At 36.5% G+C, this 20,561-nt stretch carries 25 protein-coding genes and 1 pseudogene; 20 read left to right on the forward strand and 6 right to left on the reverse strand.

The window, feature by feature from the left end; genetic code table 11:
* The first annotated feature begins 12 nt into the window (after positions 1 to 12).
* The 8 genes from gltD to H9632_RS09300 all read left to right on the forward strand — a co-directional run bounded on the left by gltD (position 13) and on the right by H9632_RS09300 (position 7,498).
* Positions 13 to 1,494, forward strand: coding sequence for a glutamate synthase small subunit (gene gltD, locus H9632_RS09265; RefSeq protein WP_191703831.1), 1,482 nt, complete (start codon positions 13 to 15; stop codon positions 1,492 to 1,494).
* Between the two features lie 312 nt (positions 1,495 to 1,806).
* Positions 1,807 to 2,589, forward strand: coding sequence for a Fe-S cluster assembly ATPase SufC (gene sufC / locus H9632_RS09270; RefSeq protein ID WP_191703832.1), 783 nt, complete (start codon positions 1,807 to 1,809; stop codon positions 2,587 to 2,589).
* Between the two features lie 18 nt (positions 2,590 to 2,607).
* Positions 2,608 to 3,915, forward strand: coding sequence for a Fe-S cluster assembly protein SufD (gene sufD / locus H9632_RS09275; protein WP_191703833.1), 1,308 nt, complete (start codon positions 2,608 to 2,610; stop codon positions 3,913 to 3,915).
* Positions 3,915 to 5,144: a cysteine desulfurase gene (locus H9632_RS09280; RefSeq protein WP_191703834.1), complete on the forward strand. Its 1,230-nt coding sequence runs from the start codon at positions 3,915 to 3,917 to the stop codon at positions 5,142 to 5,144. Before sufD ends, H9632_RS09280 begins: the two co-directional genes overlap by 1 nt.
* Complete coding sequence (gene sufU / locus H9632_RS09285; protein ID WP_191699837.1) at positions 5,134 to 5,574, forward strand: Fe-S cluster assembly sulfur transfer protein SufU; 441 nt, start codon at positions 5,134 to 5,136, stop codon at positions 5,572 to 5,574. Before H9632_RS09280 ends, sufU begins: the two co-directional genes overlap by 11 nt.
* A gap of 66 nt (positions 5,575 to 5,640) precedes the next feature.
* The gene (gene sufB / locus H9632_RS09290) at positions 5,641 to 7,038 is read left to right on the forward strand and encodes a Fe-S cluster assembly protein SufB (RefSeq protein ID WP_191703835.1); all 1,398 of its coding nucleotides are present in this window, start codon (positions 5,641 to 5,643) and stop codon (positions 7,036 to 7,038) included.
* Between the two features lie 40 nt (positions 7,039 to 7,078).
* The gene (locus H9632_RS09295; RefSeq protein WP_191703836.1) at positions 7,079 to 7,342 is read left to right on the forward strand and encodes a hypothetical protein; all 264 of its coding nucleotides are present in this window, start codon (positions 7,079 to 7,081) and stop codon (positions 7,340 to 7,342) included.
* A gap of 18 nt (positions 7,343 to 7,360) precedes the next feature.
* Positions 7,361 to 7,498 (forward strand): hypothetical protein, encoded by a 138-nt coding sequence (locus H9632_RS09300; protein ID WP_191703837.1) that lies wholly within the window; start codon positions 7,361 to 7,363, stop codon positions 7,496 to 7,498.
* 245 nt (positions 7,499 to 7,743) lie between these two features.
* Here H9632_RS09300 and H9632_RS09305 read toward each other — a convergent pair whose 3' ends face one another.
* Complete coding sequence (locus H9632_RS09305) at positions 7,744 to 8,214, reverse strand: hypothetical protein (RefSeq protein ID WP_191703838.1); 471 nt, start codon at positions 8,212 to 8,214, stop codon at positions 7,744 to 7,746.
* Between the two features lie 529 nt (positions 8,215 to 8,743).
* Between H9632_RS09305 and H9632_RS09310 the strand changes: the two genes are divergently transcribed.
* Positions 8,744 to 8,887 (forward strand): hypothetical protein, encoded by a 144-nt coding sequence (locus H9632_RS09310; protein ID WP_191703839.1) that lies wholly within the window; start codon positions 8,744 to 8,746, stop codon positions 8,885 to 8,887.
* A gap of 47 nt (positions 8,888 to 8,934) precedes the next feature.
* Here the strand turns inward: H9632_RS09310 and H9632_RS09315 are convergent, their stop codons facing one another.
* Positions 8,935 to 9,249 carry a thioredoxin family protein gene (locus tag H9632_RS09315; RefSeq protein ID WP_191703840.1) on the reverse strand — a complete coding sequence of 105 codons (315 nt, stop codon included), beginning with the start codon at positions 9,247 to 9,249 and terminating at the stop codon, positions 8,935 to 8,937.
* Positions 9,250 to 9,363: 114 nt separating this feature from the next.
* On the opposite strand from H9632_RS09315, the gene H9632_RS09320 reads away from it, so the two are divergent.
* The 6 genes from H9632_RS09320 (at position 9,364) to H9632_RS09345 (ending at position 15,066) form a co-directional block, all read left to right on the forward strand.
* Positions 9,364 to 10,215, forward strand: coding sequence for a DUF72 domain-containing protein (locus tag H9632_RS09320; protein ID WP_191703841.1), 852 nt, complete (start codon positions 9,364 to 9,366; stop codon positions 10,213 to 10,215).
* 20 nt (positions 10,216 to 10,235) lie between these two features.
* Positions 10,236 to 11,600: a bifunctional metallophosphatase/5'-nucleotidase gene (locus H9632_RS09325; RefSeq protein ID WP_191703842.1), complete on the forward strand. Its 1,365-nt coding sequence runs from the start codon at positions 10,236 to 10,238 to the stop codon at positions 11,598 to 11,600.
* A 63-nt stretch (positions 11,601 to 11,663) separates the two neighbouring features.
* On the forward strand, positions 11,664 to 12,767 hold the full coding sequence (locus tag H9632_RS09330) for an HD-GYP domain-containing protein (RefSeq protein ID WP_191703843.1): 1,104 nt from the start codon (positions 11,664 to 11,666) through the stop codon (positions 12,765 to 12,767).
* 40 nt (positions 12,768 to 12,807) lie between these two features.
* A complete protein-coding gene (yunB, locus tag H9632_RS09335; RefSeq protein ID WP_404829015.1) occupies positions 12,808 to 13,605 on the forward strand; it encodes a sporulation protein YunB in 798 nt (265 codons plus the stop codon).
* 113 nt (positions 13,606 to 13,718) lie between these two features.
* On the forward strand, positions 13,719 to 14,630 hold the full coding sequence (gene lipA / locus H9632_RS09340) for a lipoyl synthase (protein WP_191703844.1): 912 nt from the start codon (positions 13,719 to 13,721) through the stop codon (positions 14,628 to 14,630).
* Positions 14,631 to 14,721: 91 nt separating this feature from the next.
* Positions 14,722 to 15,066 (forward strand): YutD family protein, encoded by a 345-nt coding sequence (locus H9632_RS09345; RefSeq protein WP_191703845.1) that lies wholly within the window; start codon positions 14,722 to 14,724, stop codon positions 15,064 to 15,066.
* A 41-nt stretch (positions 15,067 to 15,107) separates the two neighbouring features.
* Here the strand turns inward: H9632_RS09345 and H9632_RS09350 are convergent, their stop codons facing one another.
* Positions 15,108 to 15,374: a DUF3055 domain-containing protein gene (locus H9632_RS09350; protein WP_191699846.1), complete on the reverse strand. Its 267-nt coding sequence runs from the start codon at positions 15,372 to 15,374 to the stop codon at positions 15,108 to 15,110.
* Positions 15,375 to 15,465: 91 nt separating this feature from the next.
* Here H9632_RS09350 and H9632_RS09355 point away from each other — a divergent pair, with 91 nt between their 5' ends.
* Together H9632_RS09355 and H9632_RS09360 are read left to right on the forward strand one after the other, a co-directional pair.
* Positions 15,466 to 15,918: a DUF86 domain-containing protein gene (locus tag H9632_RS09355; protein ID WP_191703846.1), complete on the forward strand. Its 453-nt coding sequence runs from the start codon at positions 15,466 to 15,468 to the stop codon at positions 15,916 to 15,918.
* Entirely contained in the window at positions 15,918 to 16,682 is a 765-nt protein-coding gene (locus H9632_RS09360) for a TIGR01457 family HAD-type hydrolase (RefSeq protein ID WP_191703847.1), read from the forward strand. The genes H9632_RS09355 and H9632_RS09360 overlap by 1 nt, the downstream gene beginning before the upstream one ends.
* 25 nt (positions 16,683 to 16,707) lie before the next feature.
* Here H9632_RS09360 and H9632_RS09365 read toward each other — a convergent pair whose 3' ends face one another.
* A complete protein-coding gene (locus tag H9632_RS09365) occupies positions 16,708 to 16,947 on the reverse strand; it encodes a YuzB family protein (RefSeq protein WP_191699849.1) in 240 nt (79 codons plus the stop codon).
* A gap of 323 nt (positions 16,948 to 17,270) precedes the next feature.
* On the opposite strand from H9632_RS09365, the gene H9632_RS09370 reads away from it, so the two are divergent.
* Positions 17,271 to 18,338, forward strand: a complete 1,068-nt coding sequence (locus H9632_RS09370; protein ID WP_191699850.1) for an NAD(P)/FAD-dependent oxidoreductase — start codon at positions 17,271 to 17,273, stop codon at positions 18,336 to 18,338.
* 58 nt (positions 18,339 to 18,396) lie between these two features.
* On the opposite strand, the gene H9632_RS09375 is transcribed toward H9632_RS09370, so the two are convergent.
* Positions 18,397 to 18,729 (reverse strand): YuzD family protein, encoded by a 333-nt coding sequence (locus tag H9632_RS09375; protein WP_191703848.1) that lies wholly within the window; start codon positions 18,727 to 18,729, stop codon positions 18,397 to 18,399.
* Between H9632_RS09375 and H9632_RS09380 the strand changes: the two are divergent.
* Positions 18,728 to 19,050 (forward strand): annotated as a pseudogene (locus tag H9632_RS09380) (NifU family protein). The gene H9632_RS09375 and the pseudogene H9632_RS09380 sit on opposite strands and share 2 nt — an antisense overlap.
* A gap of 101 nt (positions 19,051 to 19,151) precedes the next feature.
* Here the strand turns inward: H9632_RS09380 and H9632_RS09385 are convergent.
* Positions 19,152 to 19,844 carry a DUF2225 domain-containing protein gene (locus H9632_RS09385; RefSeq protein ID WP_191703849.1) on the reverse strand — a complete coding sequence of 231 codons (693 nt, stop codon included), beginning with the start codon at positions 19,842 to 19,844 and terminating at the stop codon, positions 19,152 to 19,154.
* 205 nt (positions 19,845 to 20,049) lie between these two features.
* Here H9632_RS09385 and H9632_RS09390 point away from each other — a divergent pair, with 205 nt between their 5' ends.
* Complete coding sequence (locus H9632_RS09390) at positions 20,050 to 20,424, forward strand: HesB/IscA family protein (protein ID WP_191703850.1); 375 nt, start codon at positions 20,050 to 20,052, stop codon at positions 20,422 to 20,424.
* The last annotated feature ends 137 nt before the right edge of the window (positions 20,425 to 20,561 follow it).

Genomic DNA, 20,561 nt, shown 5'->3' on the forward strand with positions numbered 1-20,561 from the left:
GAGGGTTCTAGCATGGGGAAAGCAACTGGATTTATGGAATTTAAGCGTGAAAAAGTACAGGAACAGGCACCACTAGAGCGCATTTCGAGTTGGAAAGAATATGCAAGCAAACTATCAGATGAAAAGCTTCAGACTCAAGGTGCGCGTTGTATGGATTGTGGTACGCCATTTTGCCATATGGGAATTGAGATTCGTGGAACGACTGCAGGTTGTCCGATATATAATGTCATCCCGGAGTGGAATGATTTGGTCTATAAAGGACAATGGAGAGAAGCGTTGGATCGTCTTCATATGACAAATAACTTCCCAGAATTTACGGGGAGGGTTTGTCCTGCACCATGTGAAGGATCCTGTACATTAGCCATTACAGATCCAGCCGTAGCGATTAAATCAATAGAGCGAACAATTATTGATAAGGGCTTTGAAAATGGCTGGATTACACCACGTATCCCAAAGGTACGTTCTGACTTTAAAGTGGCGATTGTCGGATCTGGTCCAGCAGGCTTGGCAGCAGCCGATCAGCTTAATCAGTTAGGGCATACAGTAACAGTATTTGAACGCTCGGACCGCTTCGGTGGACTTTTAATGTACGGTATTCCGAATATGAAACTTGAAAAAGAAGTTATTGAGCGCCGTATTAAATTATTGGCATCGGAAGGTATTCGCTTCGTAGCAAATACAGAAGTTGGGAAAGATATTACTAAAGAACAATTGCAGGCCGGTTATGATGCTGTGATATTATGCACAGGGGCACAAAAGCAGCGTTCTCTTCATATGGAAGGCAGCGATGCTGGTAACATTCACTTAGCAATGGATTATTTGACAGATGTTACGAAAAGTCTATTGGATTCAAATTTTGCAGACAATAAAGCATTGAACGTAGAAGGTAAAGACGTCATCGTTATTGGTGGTGGAGATACAGGTGCAGACTGTGTGGCAACAGCATTACGTCAAAATTGCCGCTCAGTGTACCAGTTCGGGAAACATCCTCAACAGGCGAAAGTTCGTACGGATGATACAATGTGGCCGAAAGACCCTAATATTTATACGTTGGATTATGCTTACGCAGAAGCAGACGCGAAATTTGGACGTGACCCACGTGAATATTGCATTCAAACGACAAAAATCATTAAAGACTCAAAAGGTAATGTAAAGGAACTCCATACAATTCAAATGGAGAAGATTTTAGGGGAAGACGGATTCCATTACTTTAAGGAACTACCAGGTACAGAGAAAGTTTGGCCGGTACAGCATGTATTTGTGGCAATAGGCTTTGAAGGGGCGGAAAAAGAAACACCTGAACATTTCGGGGTAGAATTTACAAATAGTCGTATCCGCGCATCTATTAAAGATTATGAAACGAATATACCAGGGGTATTTGCTGCAGGTGATGCACGCCGTGGTCAAAGTCTTGTCGTTTGGGCAATTAAAGAAGGGCGCGGAGTTGCTGCAAGTGTTGAATATTATTTAAATGAATTAGTAGTTAAAAGTTAATATAATTATACCAACACCATTTTCTTTTAAGAGAATGGTGTTTTGTTAATTATATAAAAGGGAGAAAAGCGCCCGGTAATAAGTGAAATTGATTCTCAATTAGTGTTTAGCTATTGAAAAAATACAAAGCATAATTATTACTGTTTAAATAGTAGAAACAAACTGCAATAAAGTGTTTTAATAGATTGATAAGTGTTTTTTAATTAAAATCATTCTAAACTATTTGCAACACACATTCATTTCGGGTAAGATTGTTAATGAACTTAATTTAGCATACAAAAAGTATGCAAATGAATATTTGGAGGTAATTTAATGGCAACTTTAGAAATTAAAGATCTTCACGTTGAAATCGACGGAAAAGAGATTTTAAAAGGTGTAAACTTAACAATCAACACAAACGAAATCCATGCAATCATGGGTCCGAACGGTACAGGTAAATCTACATTAGCTTCAGCAATTATGGGGCACCCAAAATATGAAGTAACTTCAGGTGAAATAATCCTTGATGGCGAAAACGTATTGGAAATGGAAGTAGATGAGCGTGCACAAGCTGGTTTATTCCTTGCTATGCAATATCCATCAGAAATTCCTGGTGTAACAAATGCGGACTTCCTACGTTCAGCTATTAATGCTCGCCGTGAAGAAGGACAAGAAATTTCATTAATGAAATTCATCCGTGAATTAGATAAAACAATGGAATTTTTAGAAATGCCAGAAGAAATGTCACAACGTTATTTAAACGAAGGCTTCTCTGGTGGTGAGAAAAAACGTAACGAAATTCTGCAAATGATGATGATCAAACCAACATTCGGTATTTTAGATGAAATCGACTCTGGTTTAGATATCGATGCATTAAAAGTAGTTTCAAAAGGTATTAACGAAATGCGCGGCGAAGGTTTCGGCTGCTTAATGATCACTCACTATCAACGTTTATTAAACTACATCACACCTGACCATGTTCACGTAATGATGCAAGGTAAAGTTGTGAAATCTGGTGGTGCTGAATTAGCACAACGCTTAGAAGCAGAAGGTTATGAGTGGATTAAAGCTGAACTAGGTATTCAAGATACTGACGTTGTAACAGAAGAAGCATAATTAAGGAGGACGACGAAGATGACGGTTGAAACAAAATTAGCGTTATCAGTAGAAGAAGTACGCTCGTTCTCGCAAAATAACGCTGAACCAGCAGCATTTACTGATTTCCGTGTAAATGCAATGGAAAAAGCTGCTGAGCTTGACTTACCAAAACCAGACAGAACGAATATTAAAAAGTGGAACTTCATTGATTTCGCAAACCATACAGTAGAAAGCGCGCCATTCGCTTCATTGGAAGAACTACCTGAAGAAGTGAAAGCAGTCGTAGATACTGAAAAACAGGAAAACTTATATATCCAACGCAACAATACTCCAGCGTTTGTAAAGGTATCGGAAGAACTTAAAAACAAAGGTGTTATTTTCACAGATATTCAAACAGCGATTCGTGACCATAAAGATTTAGTAGAAAAATACTTTATGACAACAGCTGTAAAAGTGGACGAGCATAAATTGACGGCTTACCATGCTGCACTAGTTAACGGTGGTATTTTCGTATATGTTCCACGCAATGTTGTAATTGAAGAACCTCTTCAAGTTGTATTTTTAAATGACAATGCAGAAGCTTCATTATTCAACCACGTATTATTAGTGGCAGAAGAATCTTCAGCTGTTACTTATGTAGAAACATATATTTCTACATTTGAAGAAGCAAAAGGCCAAGTAAACGTTGTAACGGAAGTAATCGCAAAAGATAATGCACAAGTTACATTCGGTGCAGTAGATAACTTAGCACATGGTTATACTGCATATGTAAATCGCCGTGGACATGCACAGCGCGATGCAAAAATTGACTGGGCATTAGGTTTAATGACGAACTCAGATACAATTTATGAAAATACAACAAACTTAATTGGTGATAACTCTACTTCAGATTTCAAAATGGTAACTGTAGGTAGCGGAGATCAAAAACTTAACTTTACAACATTAATCCGTCAATGGGGTAAAAACTCCGACGGCCAAATTTTAAAACACGGTGTTATGAAAGATAAGGCACAATCTATCTTTAACGGTATCGGTCACATTATGCATGGCGGTACGAAAGCAAATGCTGAGCAAGAATCTCGTGTATTAATGCTTTCTGAAGGAGCTCGTGGTGATGCAAACCCGATTCTTTTAATCGATGAAGATGATGTAACAGCAGGACACGCAGCATCTGTTGGACGTGTTGACCCAACGCAACTTTACTACCTAATGAGCCGCGGTATTTCTAAACAAGAAGCAGAGCGCCTTGTAATTCATGGATTCCTTGCGCCAGTTGTTGCTCAATTGCCAATCGAAGGCGTTAAAAAACAGCTGACGGAGGTTATCGAAAGGAAAGTTCGATAATGATACCAAAAGAAATAAAAAGTTATTTTCCGATATTAAACCAGGAAGTTAATGGACATCCATTAGTTTATTTAGACAGTGCGGCCACATCTCAAAAGCCAATTCAAGTAATTGAAGCAGTGTCGAATTATTATAACTTGGATAATTCAAATGTTCACCGTGGTGTGCATACACTTGGAAACCGTGCAACAGATTCTTATGAAGGTGCACGTGAAAAAGTTCGTAAGTTCATTAATGCCAGTTCAACACAGGAAGTTATTTTTACGCGTGGTACTACTACAGCCCTTAATACGGTAGCTTCAGGCTATGGTCGTCAAAATGTCAAAGAAGGTGATGAAATTGTCATCACGTACATGGAACACCATTCAAACATTATCCCATGGCAACAGCTAGCAAAAGAAAAAGGGGCAGTTTTAAAATATCTTAACCTTGAACCGGACGGTACAATTTCACTGGAAAAAGTACGTGAAATCATTACACCAAAAACAAAAATTGTTTCAATGATGTATGTTTCAAACGTATTAGGTACGATTAACCCGATTAAAGAGATTGCACGTATTGCACATGAAAATGGTGCTATAATGGTAGCTGATTTAGCCCAGGCAGCACCGCATTTAAAAATAGATGTTCAAGATTTAGATGTGGACTTTGCAGGTTTTTCAGGGCATAAAATGTGTGCTCCTACTGGAATTGGGGTACTATATGGAAAAAAAGCGCTTCTTGAAGAAATGGAACCAGTAGAGTTTGGTGGCGAAATGATTGATTTCGTAGGTTTAGAAGAATCAACATGGAAAGAGTTACCGTGGAAATTCGAAGGTGGTACACCGATTATTGCAGGAGCAATTGGTCTGGGTGCTGCAATCGACTTCTTAGAAGAAATAGGTTTAGACAACATCGCAGCACACGAACATAAATTAGCAGGCTATGCGATGGATCAATTAGATACAATTGATGGTCTACAGATTTTTGGTCCACGTGACCCGATGAAACGCTGCGGACTTGTTACATTTAATCTTGACGATGTCCATCCTCATGATGTGGCGACAGTACTTGATATGAGTGGCATTGCAGTTCGTGCGGGACATCATTGCGCCCAACCTTTAATGAAATGGCTTCAAGTATCAGCAACAGCCCGGGCTAGCTTCTATATGTATAATGATGAAGCAGATATTGACCGACTAGTTGCAGGATTGCGCTCAGCGAAGGAGTATTTTGGCGATGTCTTTTAATAATTTAGATCAACTTTATCGTTCCGTAATTATGGATCACTATAAAAACCCTCGTAACAAAGGGGCACTTGAAGAAAACAGTGTGACAATCGATATGAATAACCCAACTTGCGGTGACCGTATCCATTTAACATTGAAGCTAAACGATGGTATCGTAGAAGATGCGAAGTTTGATGGAGAAGGCTGTTCAATCTCTATGTCTTCAGCATCAATGATGACACAAATCGTAAAAGGCAAAAAATTAGACGAAGCTTTAGAATTAGCAGACATTTTCTCAAAAATGATGCTTGGTGAAGACTTCGATGATGAAAAATATGATCTTGGGGATGTGGAAGCACTCCAAGGTGTTGCTAAATTCCCGGCACGTATTAAATGCGCTACATTAGCTTGGAAAGCAATGGAAAAAGGCGTAAATAACGAAAATAAATAATTTAAGTAGGCTAAAGTGCTTGTACAGCATTTTAGCACTTCTCATATGATGAACGGAGGAGACAACATGGCTAAAAAAATGCCTGAAATCGGCGATTATAAGTATGGTTTCCATGATAAGGACGTATCGATTTTCCGTTCTGAACGTGGATTAACTGAAGATATCGTTCGTGAAATCTCAACTATGAAGGAAGAGCCACAGTGGATGCTAGACTACCGCTTAAAAGCTCTTGAAAAATTCTATGAAATGCCAATGCCTCAATGGGGCGGTGACCTTGCGTCATTAAACTTCGATGAAATTACTTATTATGTAAAGCCATCTGAAGCAACAGAACGCTCATGGGATGAAGTGCCTGAAGAAATCAAAGCAACATTTGATAAATTAGGTATTCCTGAAGCAGAACAAAAGTATCTTGCAGGTGTTTCTGCTCAGTATGAATCTGAAGTAGTTTACCATAACATGAAGCAAGATTTAACAGATATGGGGATTATCTTCAAAGATACTGACTCAGCATTAAAAGAAAACGAAGAAATCTTCAAAAAACACTGGGGTACAGTAATCCCTTATACGGATAACAAATTCTCAGCATTAAACTCTGCAGTTTGGTCTGGTGGTTCATTTATTTATATGCCTAAAGGTGTTAAATTAGATACACCATTACAAGCATACTTCCGTATTAACTCTGAAAACATGGGTCAATTCGAGCGTACACTTATTATCGTAGATGAAGATGCTTCTGTGCACTACGTAGAAGGCTGTACAGCGCCTGTTTATACAACGAACTCTCTACACTCAGCTGTAGTAGAAATTATCGTTAAAAAGAACGCATACTGCCGTTACACAACGATTCAAAACTGGGCAAACAACGTTTATAACCTTGTTACAAAACGTACAGTTGTTGAAGAGAACGGTACTATGGAATGGATCGACGGTAACATCGGTTCTAAATTAACAATGAAATACCCTGCTTGTATCCTTAAAGGTGAAGGCGCACGTGGTATGACTCTTTCAATTGCCATTGCAGGTAAAGGTCAACACCAACACGCTGGAGCTAAAATGATTCACTTAGCACCAAATACATCTTCAACAATCGTATCTAAATCGATTGCTAAGCAAGGTGGTAAAGTAACTTATCTTGGGCAAGTGAAATTCGGTAAAAATGCAACAGGTGCTCGTTCAAACATCGAGTGTGACACGTTAATTATGGATAACCAATCAACTTCTGATACAATTCCATATAACGAAATCTTAAATGATAATGTATCTTTAGAGCACGAAGCGAAAGTTTCTAAAGTATCTGAAGAGCAATTATTCTACTTAATGAGCCGTGGTATTTCTGAAGAAGAAGCGACAGAAATGATCGTAATGGGCTTCATCGAGCCATTCACAAAAGAATTACCAATGGAATACGCAGTAGAAATGAACCGTCTAATCAAGTTCGAGATGGAAGGTTCTATCGGATAATTTAGGGGATAAAACTTTGAGGTGAAAGGCTTTACATGGCTTGAAAAATCGCCGAAAAGCCTATTTGCCCACAAATTGCCCACAAAAGATTTTAATTTGTATATTTAAGATTATTTTTGTAAAGGTCGAGCGCATCTTGCTCGATCTTTTTTGTTATATGCAAATAAGTATCGGCAGTCGTTTAGCTAGACAAAATGGAAAGGCGGGTGAAGAAGAAGCGCTCCTAACATCAAAAGAGAAATATCAGGTCATCAATGGAACGATTCGTTTGTCTACTGAAAAATTTGATGATAGTGAATGTTAGCCTAAGCGGATATTATAAATGAAACGTGGAGAAACGAAAAGTGCGATACGAATAGTAATAGAAGATCAATATTATCTATTCTTAAAAATCATTTATGATCAGGCGAAAGGGAATATTGATTATCCTGGCTCTTATACGGGACACTCGAAAAGTTAAAAGACAATTTAGATGGCAACCTTCATCCGGAAGCTATGATTCAATCCATAAAGCTTTTTTTATACATACTTGGAATATCAAAGGCTTGTTAAAGAAGTAGGCTTGAAATAGGTCCGCAAGAAAGCAATGGTCATTAAAAAAATGACTCCGGCAATATACCGAAGTCATCTCATCACAGCGTAAAACTACTACAGCTTTTTATATTCAAATGTCTACAATATAGGCTTTAAGTCTGTTCCTATATATTAATTAGTTTTTTTATCAAAGAATAAATTTAAATCTGTTTTATCAGTATCCTCAGCTAAAGCTATATTAATATATTGGTTTAATTCTGATATTTTCGCTTTTTCAAAAAATGGTACACTTATGTAGTGTGGTGATCCTGATTTTTCGATATTTAATATTGTTTGGATTCCACTACCCGCAACACCTATACCAATAATTAACCAAAATAAAGCCCCGAAAAAACTTTCTCCTAAAGAACCGATGCCGATAAAAATCAAAATTAAGCCAATAATTATTGCCTTAATATTGTATTTTGAAGATAACATAGATCCAGAAATATTTTTTAAAGGAATACTTTGTTCATCTTTTCCTGCAGGGATAAATCCTAGGATTGTATTTGATAAATTTGTTTTTACAAATCTGTTATCAACTTCGACTGCACCTTTTACCCAAAAAAATAACAGACTTGTCGAAAAACTAATTCTCTTCATGTTGAAAATCTCCTTTTGTGTTACTATTTGCTTACGCTAATTAATTATACCGAATTACCTAAATTATGTCATTATTAATTTTTTGAATCAGACAAAGGTAACATAAAATCTGTTGAATTATTAATTCTAAATACATAAAATTAATTTTATTTTTTTCTTTATATAAGATACTCTAACTTTTTCTTAATACCAAAATAATTTGATATAATGTGAGACACGTTTGAAATTTATATTTTCTAATTTGTAATTTACGATTAATGAGGAGTTATGTTGTTAAAGAATTTGCGGAGATGGTATAAAGAAGAAAGTTTCATAAATTTGGTTCACTTAATGATTATCATATACAGACATAAATAAAAATAAATTCTTCCACTAGGAATTTTGCCTAAGAGGAATTGTGTTGAATTCGTGAAGAAAACAGTATTTTTGCGAGATTATTTTAATTAAATACTTAGCTGCCGTTTACAATAATTGTATTAGATGGAATAATGGGATTATAGATTATGTGTATATAAAGGAGCGAGCTATAATGGAAAACTTATTCTGGCCAATTACTTTAGGGGTACCTGCTGTAGTATTAGTAGTGGCAGTAGTCGTTATTTTTTGGGCATTAGGACAAAAGAAGAACAACAAACTTTGGAAAAACGAAGAGCACGAAGGTATAATCAAATAATTAAAAAATGCTTCAAACGGATATTTCTTTTCGTTTGAAGCATTTTTCTATTTGAGGTTGGAAATAAAGTTTTCAATTTCTTCCTGCGTTTTACGATCTTTGCTGACAAAGCGACCAAGCTCAATTCCGTTTTCATAAGCTAAAAAGCTAGGAATACCGATAATTCCTAAATCGATACAAAGGTCTAAAAACTTATCACGGTCAACTTTAACGAATTTGTAATTTGAAAACTTTTCAACTACTTCCGGCATGAACGGATCGATAAAACGACAATCGCCACACCAATCTGCTGTAAATTCAAAAATCACTGCCGAGCTACTTTTAAATTGCTCAAATTCCTCGATTGATTGTAAAATATGCATAAACTGAACCTCCCTTTTCTACTATTATGGTAGGAATTATTTCATTTTGCAATGTATCGACTTACATATGTTCAGGTTGTTGTACAATACAATTAATTAAAGAGGTGAGTTGAAATGATTTCAATCGGCTTAACTGGTTGGGGCGATCACCCAGATGTTTATAGTAAAGTGACGGTAGCAAAAGATAAATTATTTGATTATAGTGGGCACTTTCCTGTTGTAGAGTTGGATACCTCGTTTTATGCTATACCGTCTATTGAAAATGTAAAAAAATGGTGTAAAGATACGCCTGATAATTTTCAATTCGTTATAAAGGCATATCAAGGGATGACAGGTCATCTTCGGGATGAATTGCCGTTCGAAACGAAAAATGATATGTTCAATGCATTTAGATCATGTGCCGATACATTCAAAAAGCATGGAAAGCTGGCGATGGTGCTTGTACAGTTTCCTCCATGGTTTGACTGTCAAAGAAAAAATGTACAGTATATTCGCTATATAAAACAACAACTGACAGATTATCCAATTGCGATTGAGTTTCGCAATCAAACTTGGTATAGTCCCCAAACGAAAGAAAAGACACTACAATTTTTAAAAGAACACCAATTTATCCATACTGTTTGTGATGAACCGCAAGCGGGAAGCGGTTCAGTTCCATTCGTACCTGTTGCTACAAATAATGAAGTACTTCTCAGAATACATGGTCGAAATGTACATGGCTGGCGCAATATTGGGCACGGGGAGAATTGGAGAAAAGTTCGATTTTTATATGATTACAATGAGGAAGAACTGCAGAAACTTGCAGAAGACATCCAACTTTTAGAGACACAGGTAGAGCACATTTATGTTTTATTTAATAATAATTCTGGTGGACATGCAGCTAAAAATGCAAAACGGTTGCAGCAAATCTTACGTATTGAATTTGGTGGACTTGCACCAAAGCAGCTAGGATTTTTTGAAGAGTAAATGAGAGTGGGGGAGCAAAAATGCGAGAAATAATTCATTTTTTTCATACGAATGATTTGCATAGTCATTTTACGTATTGGAAGCGCAGTCAATCGTTTATACAAATGCAACGCAAAATGCTGTCCGATCGAGGAGAAACAAGCTTTTTAGTGGACTTAGGGGATCATATAGACCGTTCTAATTTGTATACAGAAGCAACATTAGGCAAAGGCAATATAAAAATGCTGAATGAGGCGCAATACGATGTTGTAACAATAGGAAATAATGAAGGAATCACACTTCCTTACGATGTCCTTTTTCATTTATACGATGATGCTGAATTTGAAGTGGTAGTCGGTAATCTTTACTCGCAATTTGAAGAGAATCCAAGGTGGATGAAACCATATACAATTTTAACAACAAGGTATGGGACGAAAATTGCAGTAATTGCAGCGACAGCGCAATTTGACCTTTTTTATAAAGAACTTGGTTGGGAAGTAACAACACCTCGTGCAGAGTTAATAAAATTGGCGTTTGAATTAAAAAAACATGCCAATATTATAATTTGCATGTCTCACTTAGGAATTACAGAAGATGAGTTGTTAGCACAGGAATGTCCGATTATTGATGTAATCTTTGGCTCGCATACACATCACGTGTTTGAACAGGGACGTCTAGAAAATAATGTCCTTTTAACAGGGGGCGGTAAATTCGGCCAATATATTGGTCAGTTGGAGATGGAGTATGATCATTCAACACAGTCATTAACTGCCAAAAAAGATTGCCTGTATGAAAATGCTCTTTTACCTGAAGTTGAAGATGAAGGGGAATGGTTAATCCAATTACAAAAGGAAGCTAAGCTTATACTGGATGAACCTGTTTTTACTTTAACAAAATCATATAATAAAGAATGGTTTCACCGCTCCCAATTATCCAATTTATTTGCAGAATGTATGTATGACTATACGAAAGCGGATTGTCTCATGTTTAATGCGGGCATTTTCGTGGATAAATTACCAAAAGGGCAAATTTCTACATATGATATTCACAAAATTCTACCTCATCCGATAAATATATGTGTCGTTCAAATAACTGGTAGTGAACTAAAAGAAATATTCCTCCAATCTGAAAATGAAGAATGGTCAAGGCTTGAATTAAAAGGGCTAGGCTTTAGAGGAAATATTTTCGGGAAAATATTGAATTATGGTATTGAAATTACGAAGCAACGTGAATTGTTCATTAACGGTCATCTCATGGAATCAGATAAGGTATATCGTTTAGCTACATTGGATTTATTTACGTTTGGCTATTTCTTCCCTAGTTTTAAATATGCAAAGAAGGAATATTACTTACCGGATTTTATAAGAGATGTATTTAAAAGTTACTGTATGAAGAAATTTCAATGATAATTTATATATTTCTAACCCATTAAACGTGAATACGTAATATTAGAATGGAGAAATAAACAAATGCGATTAATATCGATTAATGTTTTGAAAGAAGGTATGGTAGTTGGGAGGACTATATGGAATGAAGCCGGACATCCACTCCTCCATAAAGATGTAATTGTAACGAATCGAATTATTGAAAGGCTACGACAACTTAATATTCAATATTTATACATTGATGACAGCCTTTCTACAGGAATAGAAATAGAAGAAACCATTGAACTGAAGAAACGAATTGAAGCAGTAAAAAATATGACCCAAGCATTTACAAATATCAAACAGGCTATACCAAACCAGTCCTCTTTTGTACTTGATCAACAGTCTAAAATAATCTGCTTAATAGTAGATGATATTATGAATTCTATTATTAATAGCGACGATGTATTAATGGTGCTGACAGATGCCTATTTATATGATGAATACATTTATCAGCACTCATTCCAAGTTTCTATGTATTCGATTGCGATAGCAAAAGAAATGGGATACTCATATGAAGATATTCGATTAATTGGGATCGGAGCACTTTTACATGATATAGGAAAACTGCTTATACCTATTGAGATTCTATTGAAGCCAGGACAATTAACAGAAGATGAGTATGAAGAGATAAAACGTCATGCACAATACGGTTTTGACTTATTGCGCAACTTGCATAGCCTATCTTTACTTATAGCGCATTGTGCATTTCAACATCATGAACGAATTGATGGGAGTGGATATCCACGAGGAATTGTGGACCATGAAATTCATCCATTTGCAAAGATAATTGCGGTTGCAGACGTATTCGACGCATTGACATCAAATCGAGTATATCGAGAAAAAATGTTGCCGACTGAAGCAATAGCTATCATTGCTAAAGATGATGGAACGAAATTTGATACAAAAGTTGTGGAGGCTTTCAAAAGAAGTATAGTCCACTATACAAACGGAACCATTGTATTGCTGACAGATGGACGACGTGGAATTGTATCAAAACAAAACTTAATCGATGTAACCCGTCCCTGGATTAGGATTTTTGAAGAAGATGATAACCTATTGGGTGCTACATATGAAATATGTTTGAGTGACTACCCTGGAATCTACATAAAAAAAATTGAAACAGAATTTGCTGTATATGTTGAATAAAAAATCCTCCTTCTCATATTTTAAGAGAAGGAGGATTTATTTGCGTTTTGGTAAAAGAAAGTGGAATTCAAAGTCAAAGAAGTCAAAGGCAAAACCCTATGGCAGAAAAAAAGGCAAAATGCATAATGTTGTTACGGTTGTTGTCGTAAGTATTATCGCAATGGTTTGTATTAGTATATATGTATTAAATGCAAGGTTAATGCCAATATATTTGGATTACGCCGAAATACAAACATATAAAGTTGCCTCGTATGTCGTAAGTAAAGCCATTAATTCAAGAACCTCAAGTGTTCTCGATGTGAATGATATTATTGTAGATTTACCGACACAATCAACTGATATGATAACGACAAAATTTAATACGGAAATCATTAACCAAGTGCGTGCAGAAACAACGGCATTAGTAAAAGAATATTTAGAGCAAGCAGAAAATGGGGATTTATCGCATTTGCCGAATTTGGAAAATGTCGAATATGATGTTGGAAAGATGGAAGCTGGAGACGGAATTGTATTTTTTGTGCCTTTAGGGCAGGCCCTGAACATTCCGATAATCGGGAATCTGGGACCGAAAATACCTATTCGTTTTCATATTATCGGGAATGTACATAGCAATGTTGAAAACACTGTTAGTGAATTCGGCATAAATAATGCCATTGTAGAAGTGAATTTATTCATTGAAGTAAATGTTCAAATTATCGTCCCGTTTGCGAGTAAATCTGCATCCGTAGAGCAGAAAATTCCAGTTGCCATTGGATTAGTACGAGGAACTGTTCCTCATATTTACAGTGCCGGTGAAGGGGCACAACCATCCATTGAAGTACCTATCCCTTACGAATAATAACTCAATTGCGATAAAATTAAATATTAAGAATACTGTGTTGTTGGAAATTATTTAATATGGTACTCTGACATCAGTAACAACTAGTAGTTGAGTGAAGGGGAGTAAGTGGAATGACATCTTGTAAACCAACTAATCTGAAGGAAGAGCATTTACGTAAGCCGGAATGGTTAAAAATTAAGCTGAATACGAATGATGAATATAAGGCATTAAAAAAGTTAATGCGGGACAATAATTTGCATACTGTATGTGAAGAAGCACGTTGTCCGAATATTCATGAGTGCTGGGGTGAGCGGCGTACAGCTACAATGATGATTCTCGGCTCTGTATGTACACGTGCCTGTCGCTTCTGTGCAGTTAAAACGGGATTACCAAACGAATTAGATTTAGCAGAACCGGAGCGCGTAGCAGATTCAGTTGCATTAATGAATTTAAAACACGTAGTAATTACGATGGTAGCCCGGGATGATTTAAAAGATGGCGGAGCTGAAGTTTTGGCGGAAACTGTACGCGCGATTCGTCGTAAAAGTCCATTAACTTCAGTGGAAGTGTTGCCTTCTGATTTAGGCGGTCGAGAAGAAAGTCTACGCTTACTTATGGATGCTAAACCTGATATTTTAAATCACAATATTGAAACAGTCCGTAGCTTAACACCACGTGTACGTGCGAAAGCAACATATGACCGGTCATTAGAATTTTTGCGTAAAGCAAAAGAGATGCAGCCAAATATACCGACAAAATCATCATTAATGATCGGCTTAGGAGAAACAATTGAAGAAATTTATGAAGTAATGGATGACCTGCGTGCAAACAACGTAGATATTATGACGATAGGGCAATATTTACAGCCGACGAAAAAACATTTGCCTGTAAAGAAATATTACTCTCCAATCGAGTTTGGAAAGCTACGGAAAATTGCCATGGAAAAAGGCTTCAGTCATTGTGAAGCTGGTCCGTTAGTACGCAGTAGCTACCATGCAGATGAGCAAGTAAATGCTGCTGCAAACCATAAAGTTGAGATCTGATGAATTTTGCCGTCTTTTTGAAATTTTGTAGTGAATATTGCTTTCATGCTCAATATTCATTAACATGGAAATAAGATAGGTGGTGTCTAGTTTGATTATTGCGGAAGGTTATACTTACGAAGTGATTGAAAATGTGCGGGAAGGCTTTCAAGAAGAAGCGTTTCTGACACGTTATTCAGATATTTTAACAAAATACGATTATATTGTTGGTGACTGGGGTTATGGTCAGTTGCGTTTAAAAGGCTTTTTTGATGATAAAAACCAAAAATCAACATTTGACACAAAAATCAGCACAATACAGGATTATTTATACGAGTATTGTAATTTTGGCTGTGCATATTTTGTTGTTCAAAAAACCGGTCGTGCAGTAGAAGTGAAAAAAGAACAAGAAATAGAGAAAACTGGTGAAGAAAAGGTTGCTGAAGTAGCTGAATAACTGAAAAACGAGGAGACGTTAAAATACGTTTCCTCGTTTTTTTAGCTTAATAGCTCACGTAAATATTCACGCAGGTCTTCTGTATCAGCCTCGGTACGGTTATAAACATGCTCTAAATAACCTGGTTCTTCTACATCATCAGCACCGATAATAGCAAATCTTCCAAACTGAATATCTAGCACGAGAACCTTCCCGAAAAAGCGACTGCTTTGTAAAATCGCTAAATCATAACGTTGCGATTTACCGGCAAAACTAACAAAGCGCGTTTTTGTGTCTTCTACATCATCATATAAGAAAAATCGTTCCATTTTATTTTGAACCCCTTCCATTTCTAAAGAATATGGTACTATATAAGGGAAAACACTATCAACTTTTATTGATTGAATGGAGGCTTTATCTATGTACTTCGTAGATAGAAATAAAATTACAAACAACTTATCACATTTAGATGAATTAATATCAATTTTTGAATCAACGGACAACTGGCTAGGCGATGAAATTCATAAGCTTGCTTTACAGCGTATCGGCCATAATGTCATGGAAGCGATGATGGACGTGGGGAACCTTGTAATCGATGGCTTCATTATGCGTGACCCAGGTAGCTATGAAGACATTATCGATATTTTTGTTGATGAAAAAGTAATTACACCTGAAATGGATGCACCGCTAAAAGCAGTAGTGGGATTACGTAAAATGATTGTTCGTGAATTTATCGCAGTCGATAATGAAGAGATTTTAACAGTGCTAACTTCAAATTTAAGCATACTAAAACAATTCTCCAGTAAAGTTGAAGATTATTTATTAAATGAGTTAGGTCCGGTTTCAGCATTTTTACCAGAGGACCATGCATAATGCAGACTTATAAAGCGTACTGTTTTGATTTGGATGGAACAGTTTACCGAGGTAAAACGGGCATCAAATCTGCAGTGCAATTTATCCATCATCTTCAAACACAAGGAATCGAGCCTTATTATTTAACGAATAACTCGTCAAAAACACGGGAGACATTGCAGCAACTACTACAAAGTGTTGGGATTGAGGCACCACTTCACCATATATATTCGAGTTCATTAGCAACAGCAAAGTATGTTGCAACAATCTGCAGTAATAATAAGGTGAATGTCGTAGGAGAAGCAGGTATTCGTAAAGCGTTACTTGAAGAAGGATTAGAAATTACTGACGAACAAAGCGATGTTCTTGTAATGGGCATCGATCGCCAAATAAGTTATGAAAAGCTTGTAAAGGCAAGTGCCTATGTCCAAAATGGTGCAAAGTTAATCGGAACAAATCAGGATATTAAATTTCCAAACGAGAACGGTTTTGCACCTGGCAATGGCTCGTTCGTTCATTTAGTCGCTAATGTAGCAGGAGTAACACCGCTATTTATTGGAAAACCATCACCTGTAATGCTTCAAATTATTGCGGACGAGCATCGCTTTAAAAAAGAGGAAATGGTCATGATAGGTGACAATTATGACACCGACATTTTATGTGGCATACATTTTGGCTGTGATACAATTCATGTCAATACGGGTGTAACGCCGATAGAAATCGTAAAACAGCAGTCACAGCTACCAACTTACTATGTAGAGAATTTAATTGAACTTCTAAAATAATGCAAAAGAAATCCGATGTGGGTTGTTACCACATCGGATTTTCTTCGATATATTCATAAATGCGCTTTGTCAGTTCTTCCGGTGTATCTGCCTCGACTAAATCACCATTTACAACTGCATAAAAGCATTGAGCACATTTTGTACAGTAGCTTAAGCAACCATATTCCAAAACATCTATATCAGGGTCTTGTTCTAATTGTTCATATGTTTGTTGTGCACCATTGGCTAAGTTACTAATACAAAATTCGACTAATGGATTTAACATATCGTCACCTCACTATTAGCCATGCTACTTTGTTTTTTTATTGACGTCAATTGCTCTGTTTCGTAATATATTACTATGTGAATTAATTCACAAAAACTCATTTAATATATTGTGAAATTTATCACAAACAGTTATAATGTTTATGGAAAGTTTGTGAACATACTATTCTTCGTGCAGTAAGTGTTCTATTTCGTACTGAATGAAGGTAGAGCTTCTGACAGGCGTTGCAGATTAATATAGATTTTTTGGGTAAACTAGAAAAAAAACAGACACAATTACGCGTAGGTGTAATTGATTAATTACAGAATATGAGGGAAATTGCTATGCAGAAATTAGTATTATTAGGTGGCGGATATGGGAATATGCGAATTTTACTTCGTTTATTACCAGGCTTACCAGCAGATGTAGAAATTACATTGGTGGATCGTACACCTTTCCATAGTTTAAAAACAGAATTTTACGCACTTGCAGCGGGTACTTCTACAGATAAAGAAATCCGAGTTGCGTTTCCGGAGCATGAGCGGTTAAATCGTGTGTATGGAGAAGTTGTTCGAATTGATCGTGAAGATAAAAAAGTATATTTGGAAGACGGACAGGAACTGGCATATGACCAGCTTGTTATCGGTTTAGGTTGTGTCGATAAATATCATGGTGTCCCAGGCGCTGATGAATTCACATATAGTATTCAAACTATCGCAAAATCCCGCAAAACATTTGAAAAGGTTTGCGGATTAGCACCTGGCTCAACTGTAGCAATTATTGGTGCAGGACTTTCAGGAATTGAGCTTGCAAGTGAATTGCGCGAAAGTCGCTCAGATTTAAAAATTAAATTATTTGACCGTTCGCACCGGATTTTACGAGACTTCCCAGAAAAGTTAAGTGAATATATTAAATCATGGTTCGAAAAACATAATGTTGAAGTTATTGCTGAATCTAACATTACCCGCGTTGAAGAAGGACGACTTTACAATCACGATGAAGTTATTGAAGCGGATGTAATTGTTTGGACTGCAGGTGTACAGCCTGTAAAAATCGTTCGTGAATTAGATGTAGAAAAAGATAAATTTAATCGTCCAATCATTACGGACCATTACCATGTAGTTGGTGATGAGGATGTATACGTAGTAGGAGATTGTGCTTCTTCTCATTTACCACCAACAGCCCAATTAGCCGAGGAACAAGGCGAGCGTATTGTAAAAGTACTTAAAATGCGCTGGAAGGGCGAGCCATTACCAGAAAAGCTTTCAGAAATTAAAATGAAGGGCTTTATGGGTTCCCTAGGGAAAAAGCAAGGCTTTGTTCATTTAGCAGATACAACGGTAACAGGACGTATTGCACGCCTTATGAAGTCAGGTCTTCTTTGGTATTATAAACGTCAAAACGATAATTAATAAAATTTTAATCATTAAAAATGCCTCTCTAGCAATATCTTGCTAAAGAGGCATTTTCTTACTCTGAAATTGGCTCAAAGCCTGCTGCTTCAAGTGCTGAGAAGACAGGTTTGATTTGTACATAACCTTCTCCGACAACTTCATCATTTACTAGAACCAGTGGATAGAAAAATTCATCTTCTTGTATGCGATTGGCATAATCTTGATCACGCTCGTTATCAATTGCACCTTCAATGTCGATATAACGAATCGTAAACGGTTGTTCGGGATATTTACGTGAGATTGCAGCTTGAAGCCATTCGTATGTATCTTTAGAAGAAGGTGCGTTCACACAGCTTGCACAAATGATATTTGCACCGAACACTTCAATAATTGGCTGAGATTGTGACATGGGAATTCCAACCTTTCGCTATTCAATAATGGATTTTTTTGCTCCTTCACATTATAATGATTTTAATGAAGGGAGTCGAGCAAAATGACAGAAACAGAACAATATGCACAAGTACAGGAAGTTTTAGATAAATTACGCCCGTTTTTATTACGCGATGGCGGAGACTGTGAATTAGTTGATATTGAAGAAGGTATCGTTAAGCTGCGTTTACTAGGCGCATGCGGTAGCTGCCCAAGTTCTACAATTACGTTAAAAGCAGGTATCGAACGTGCACTATTAGAAGAAGTACCAGGTATTGTTGAAGTAGAGCAAGTATTCTAAATAATGGTATTAGCCCTTAAATATTGGGTTATAACATTTTATAGAAGATAGCAAAAAAAGCATGAGCTGCCTTTAATTTAATATTAAGGCAGCTCTATTTTTTATAGGGGCATTTTTTCCCGTTCTTCTCGAACCAAATCCCATTGTTCCTTGGCCATCTCAATAAGTTTTGCTTCGCCACCAACACGCTGACTTTCGATGACGCGTGAGAAGAAGCGCGTTGCATTTTGATAATCGTGGATGCGACGGGATAATTCAGCAATCAAATACATAATACGTACGGGAGACATTTGTGAACCTGAATAATCTTCTGTCGAGAAGCTTTCCATATAAAAATCACGGGCCATTTTAAGGAAACGTTGTTCTTGCCCTGTATTTTTAACGGAGCGGTATAACCATGCAAGTCGTAAGGTCAAACCAGAAATAATAACAAATTTCTCCTTTTTAATTGTCGCACATAATAACGCAAGCTTATATGCCTGGATGGCATCGAAAACCGTACGCTCACCTTTAAAGTTATGGGGTATCCAATTATTAGTGATTTGAATAGTGATTTTTTCTTTAACTCCTGGGGCAAAATATTTATTGAAGTCTTCCGTAAAGGAAAATCCACAATGCTGACAAACGAATACATTATAGTATAATGCGTTGACCTCATTATCTGCATATATTGGTTGGAAATCGGATTCTGTATGGTCAACTTTTATGGATTTTGAACGCACTTTTAATGTGGGAAATTTTTTTTGGCAGTTTAAGCATTCAATTTCTTTTTCATAGTATGGGGAAATTATCATAGGTATCATACCTCTCGCATAAGTAATAACTATATTATAGCAGGGATAGCAAAGGGAAAGTGATAAAGTAAATGAATAAATATGATTTTTTAGGTATTTTTCCTTTTAAAATAAAAAGTGAGTAGTAAAATAATTGTATTAGGCAGTTTTGTTGTCAGATACGAATTACAATTGATATGATAAGTAAAGAAGGTAGGTGACTGAAATGGCAAGTGAAAAACAAGTAATCATATTAACAGAAGCGGCCTCATTTCAAGTCAAAGAAATGATGGTCCATAACGAAGAGGAAAATGCCAGCTTACGTATTGCAGTAAAAGGCGGTGGTTGTAGTGGCCTTTCTTATGGAATGGCATTTGAGCAAACAGTCAATGAAGATGACTATATCGATAACCAACACGGAATCCAAATTATCGTATCAAAAGAAGATGCGGGTATTTTACAGGACACAAAAATTGATTTTAAACAATCATTAATGGGCGGCGGTTTCACAATCGACAACCCGAACGCACTTGCTTCATGCGGCTGCGGCACAAGCTTTAAAGCGGCAGCACGACCAGCAGAAGAGCAACCATGTGAATAAGAATGAAAATGATTAAGTCTTTAGCGATAAGTGCTAAAGACTTTTTTAATTCAGATATTTCCTATAATGGAACTATGTTTTAGTGTATACTTTTGTATTATTATAAGGATTGAATTATTATAATAGTAAAACCATAA

This window comes from Solibacillus merdavium (assembly GCF_014836935.1).
Taxonomy (GTDB): Bacteria; Bacillota; Bacilli; order Bacillales_A; family Planococcaceae; genus Solibacillus; species Solibacillus ferritrahens.

What these genes read in the sequence shown, in the direction of transcription:
- gltD (WP_191703831.1), top strand. Translation starts at nt 13, where the DNA reads ATGGGGAAAGCAACTGGATTTATGGAATTTAAGCGTGAAAAAGTACAG.
- sufC (WP_191703832.1), top strand. Translation starts at nt 1,807, where the DNA reads ATGGCAACTTTAGAAATTAAAGATCTTCACGTTGAAATCGACGGAAAA.
- sufD (WP_191703833.1), top strand. Translation starts at nt 2,608, where the DNA reads ATGACGGTTGAAACAAAATTAGCGTTATCAGTAGAAGAAGTACGCTCG.
- H9632_RS09280 (WP_191703834.1), top strand. Translation starts at nt 3,915, where the DNA reads ATGATACCAAAAGAAATAAAAAGTTATTTTCCGATATTAAACCAGGAA.
- sufU (WP_191699837.1), top strand. Translation starts at nt 5,134, where the DNA reads ATGTCTTTTAATAATTTAGATCAACTTTATCGTTCCGTAATTATGGAT.
- sufB (WP_191703835.1), top strand. Translation starts at nt 5,641, where the DNA reads ATGGCTAAAAAAATGCCTGAAATCGGCGATTATAAGTATGGTTTCCAT.
- H9632_RS09300 (WP_191703837.1), top strand. Translation starts at nt 7,361, where the DNA reads ATGAAACGTGGAGAAACGAAAAGTGCGATACGAATAGTAATAGAAGAT.
- H9632_RS09305 (WP_191703838.1), bottom strand. Translation starts at nt 8,214, where the DNA reads ATGAAGAGAATTAGTTTTTCGACAAGTCTGTTATTTTTTTGGGTAAAA.
- H9632_RS09310 (WP_191703839.1), top strand. Translation starts at nt 8,744, where the DNA reads ATGGAAAACTTATTCTGGCCAATTACTTTAGGGGTACCTGCTGTAGTA.
- H9632_RS09315 (WP_191703840.1), bottom strand. Translation starts at nt 9,249, where the DNA reads ATGCATATTTTACAATCAATCGAGGAATTTGAGCAATTTAAAAGTAGC.
- H9632_RS09320 (WP_191703841.1), top strand. Translation starts at nt 9,364, where the DNA reads ATGATTTCAATCGGCTTAACTGGTTGGGGCGATCACCCAGATGTTTAT.
- H9632_RS09325 (WP_191703842.1), top strand. Translation starts at nt 10,236, where the DNA reads ATGCGAGAAATAATTCATTTTTTTCATACGAATGATTTGCATAGTCAT.
- H9632_RS09330 (WP_191703843.1), top strand. Translation starts at nt 11,664, where the DNA reads ATGCGATTAATATCGATTAATGTTTTGAAAGAAGGTATGGTAGTTGGG.
- lipA (WP_191703844.1), top strand. Translation starts at nt 13,719, where the DNA reads ATGACATCTTGTAAACCAACTAATCTGAAGGAAGAGCATTTACGTAAG.
- H9632_RS09350 (WP_191699846.1), bottom strand. Translation starts at nt 15,374, where the DNA reads ATGGAACGATTTTTCTTATATGATGATGTAGAAGACACAAAAACGCGC.
- H9632_RS09355 (WP_191703846.1), top strand. Translation starts at nt 15,466, where the DNA reads ATGTACTTCGTAGATAGAAATAAAATTACAAACAACTTATCACATTTA.
- H9632_RS09360 (WP_191703847.1), top strand. Translation starts at nt 15,918, where the DNA reads ATGCAGACTTATAAAGCGTACTGTTTTGATTTGGATGGAACAGTTTAC.
- H9632_RS09365 (WP_191699849.1), bottom strand. Translation starts at nt 16,947, where the DNA reads ATGTTAAATCCATTAGTCGAATTTTGTATTAGTAACTTAGCCAATGGT.
- H9632_RS09370 (WP_191699850.1), top strand. Translation starts at nt 17,271, where the DNA reads ATGCAGAAATTAGTATTATTAGGTGGCGGATATGGGAATATGCGAATT.
- H9632_RS09375 (WP_191703848.1), bottom strand. Translation starts at nt 18,729, where the DNA reads ATGTCACAATCTCAGCCAATTATTGAAGTGTTCGGTGCAAATATCATT.
- H9632_RS09385 (WP_191703849.1), bottom strand. Translation starts at nt 19,844, where the DNA reads ATGATAATTTCCCCATACTATGAAAAAGAAATTGAATGCTTAAACTGC.
- H9632_RS09390 (WP_191703850.1), top strand. Translation starts at nt 20,050, where the DNA reads ATGGCAAGTGAAAAACAAGTAATCATATTAACAGAAGCGGCCTCATTT.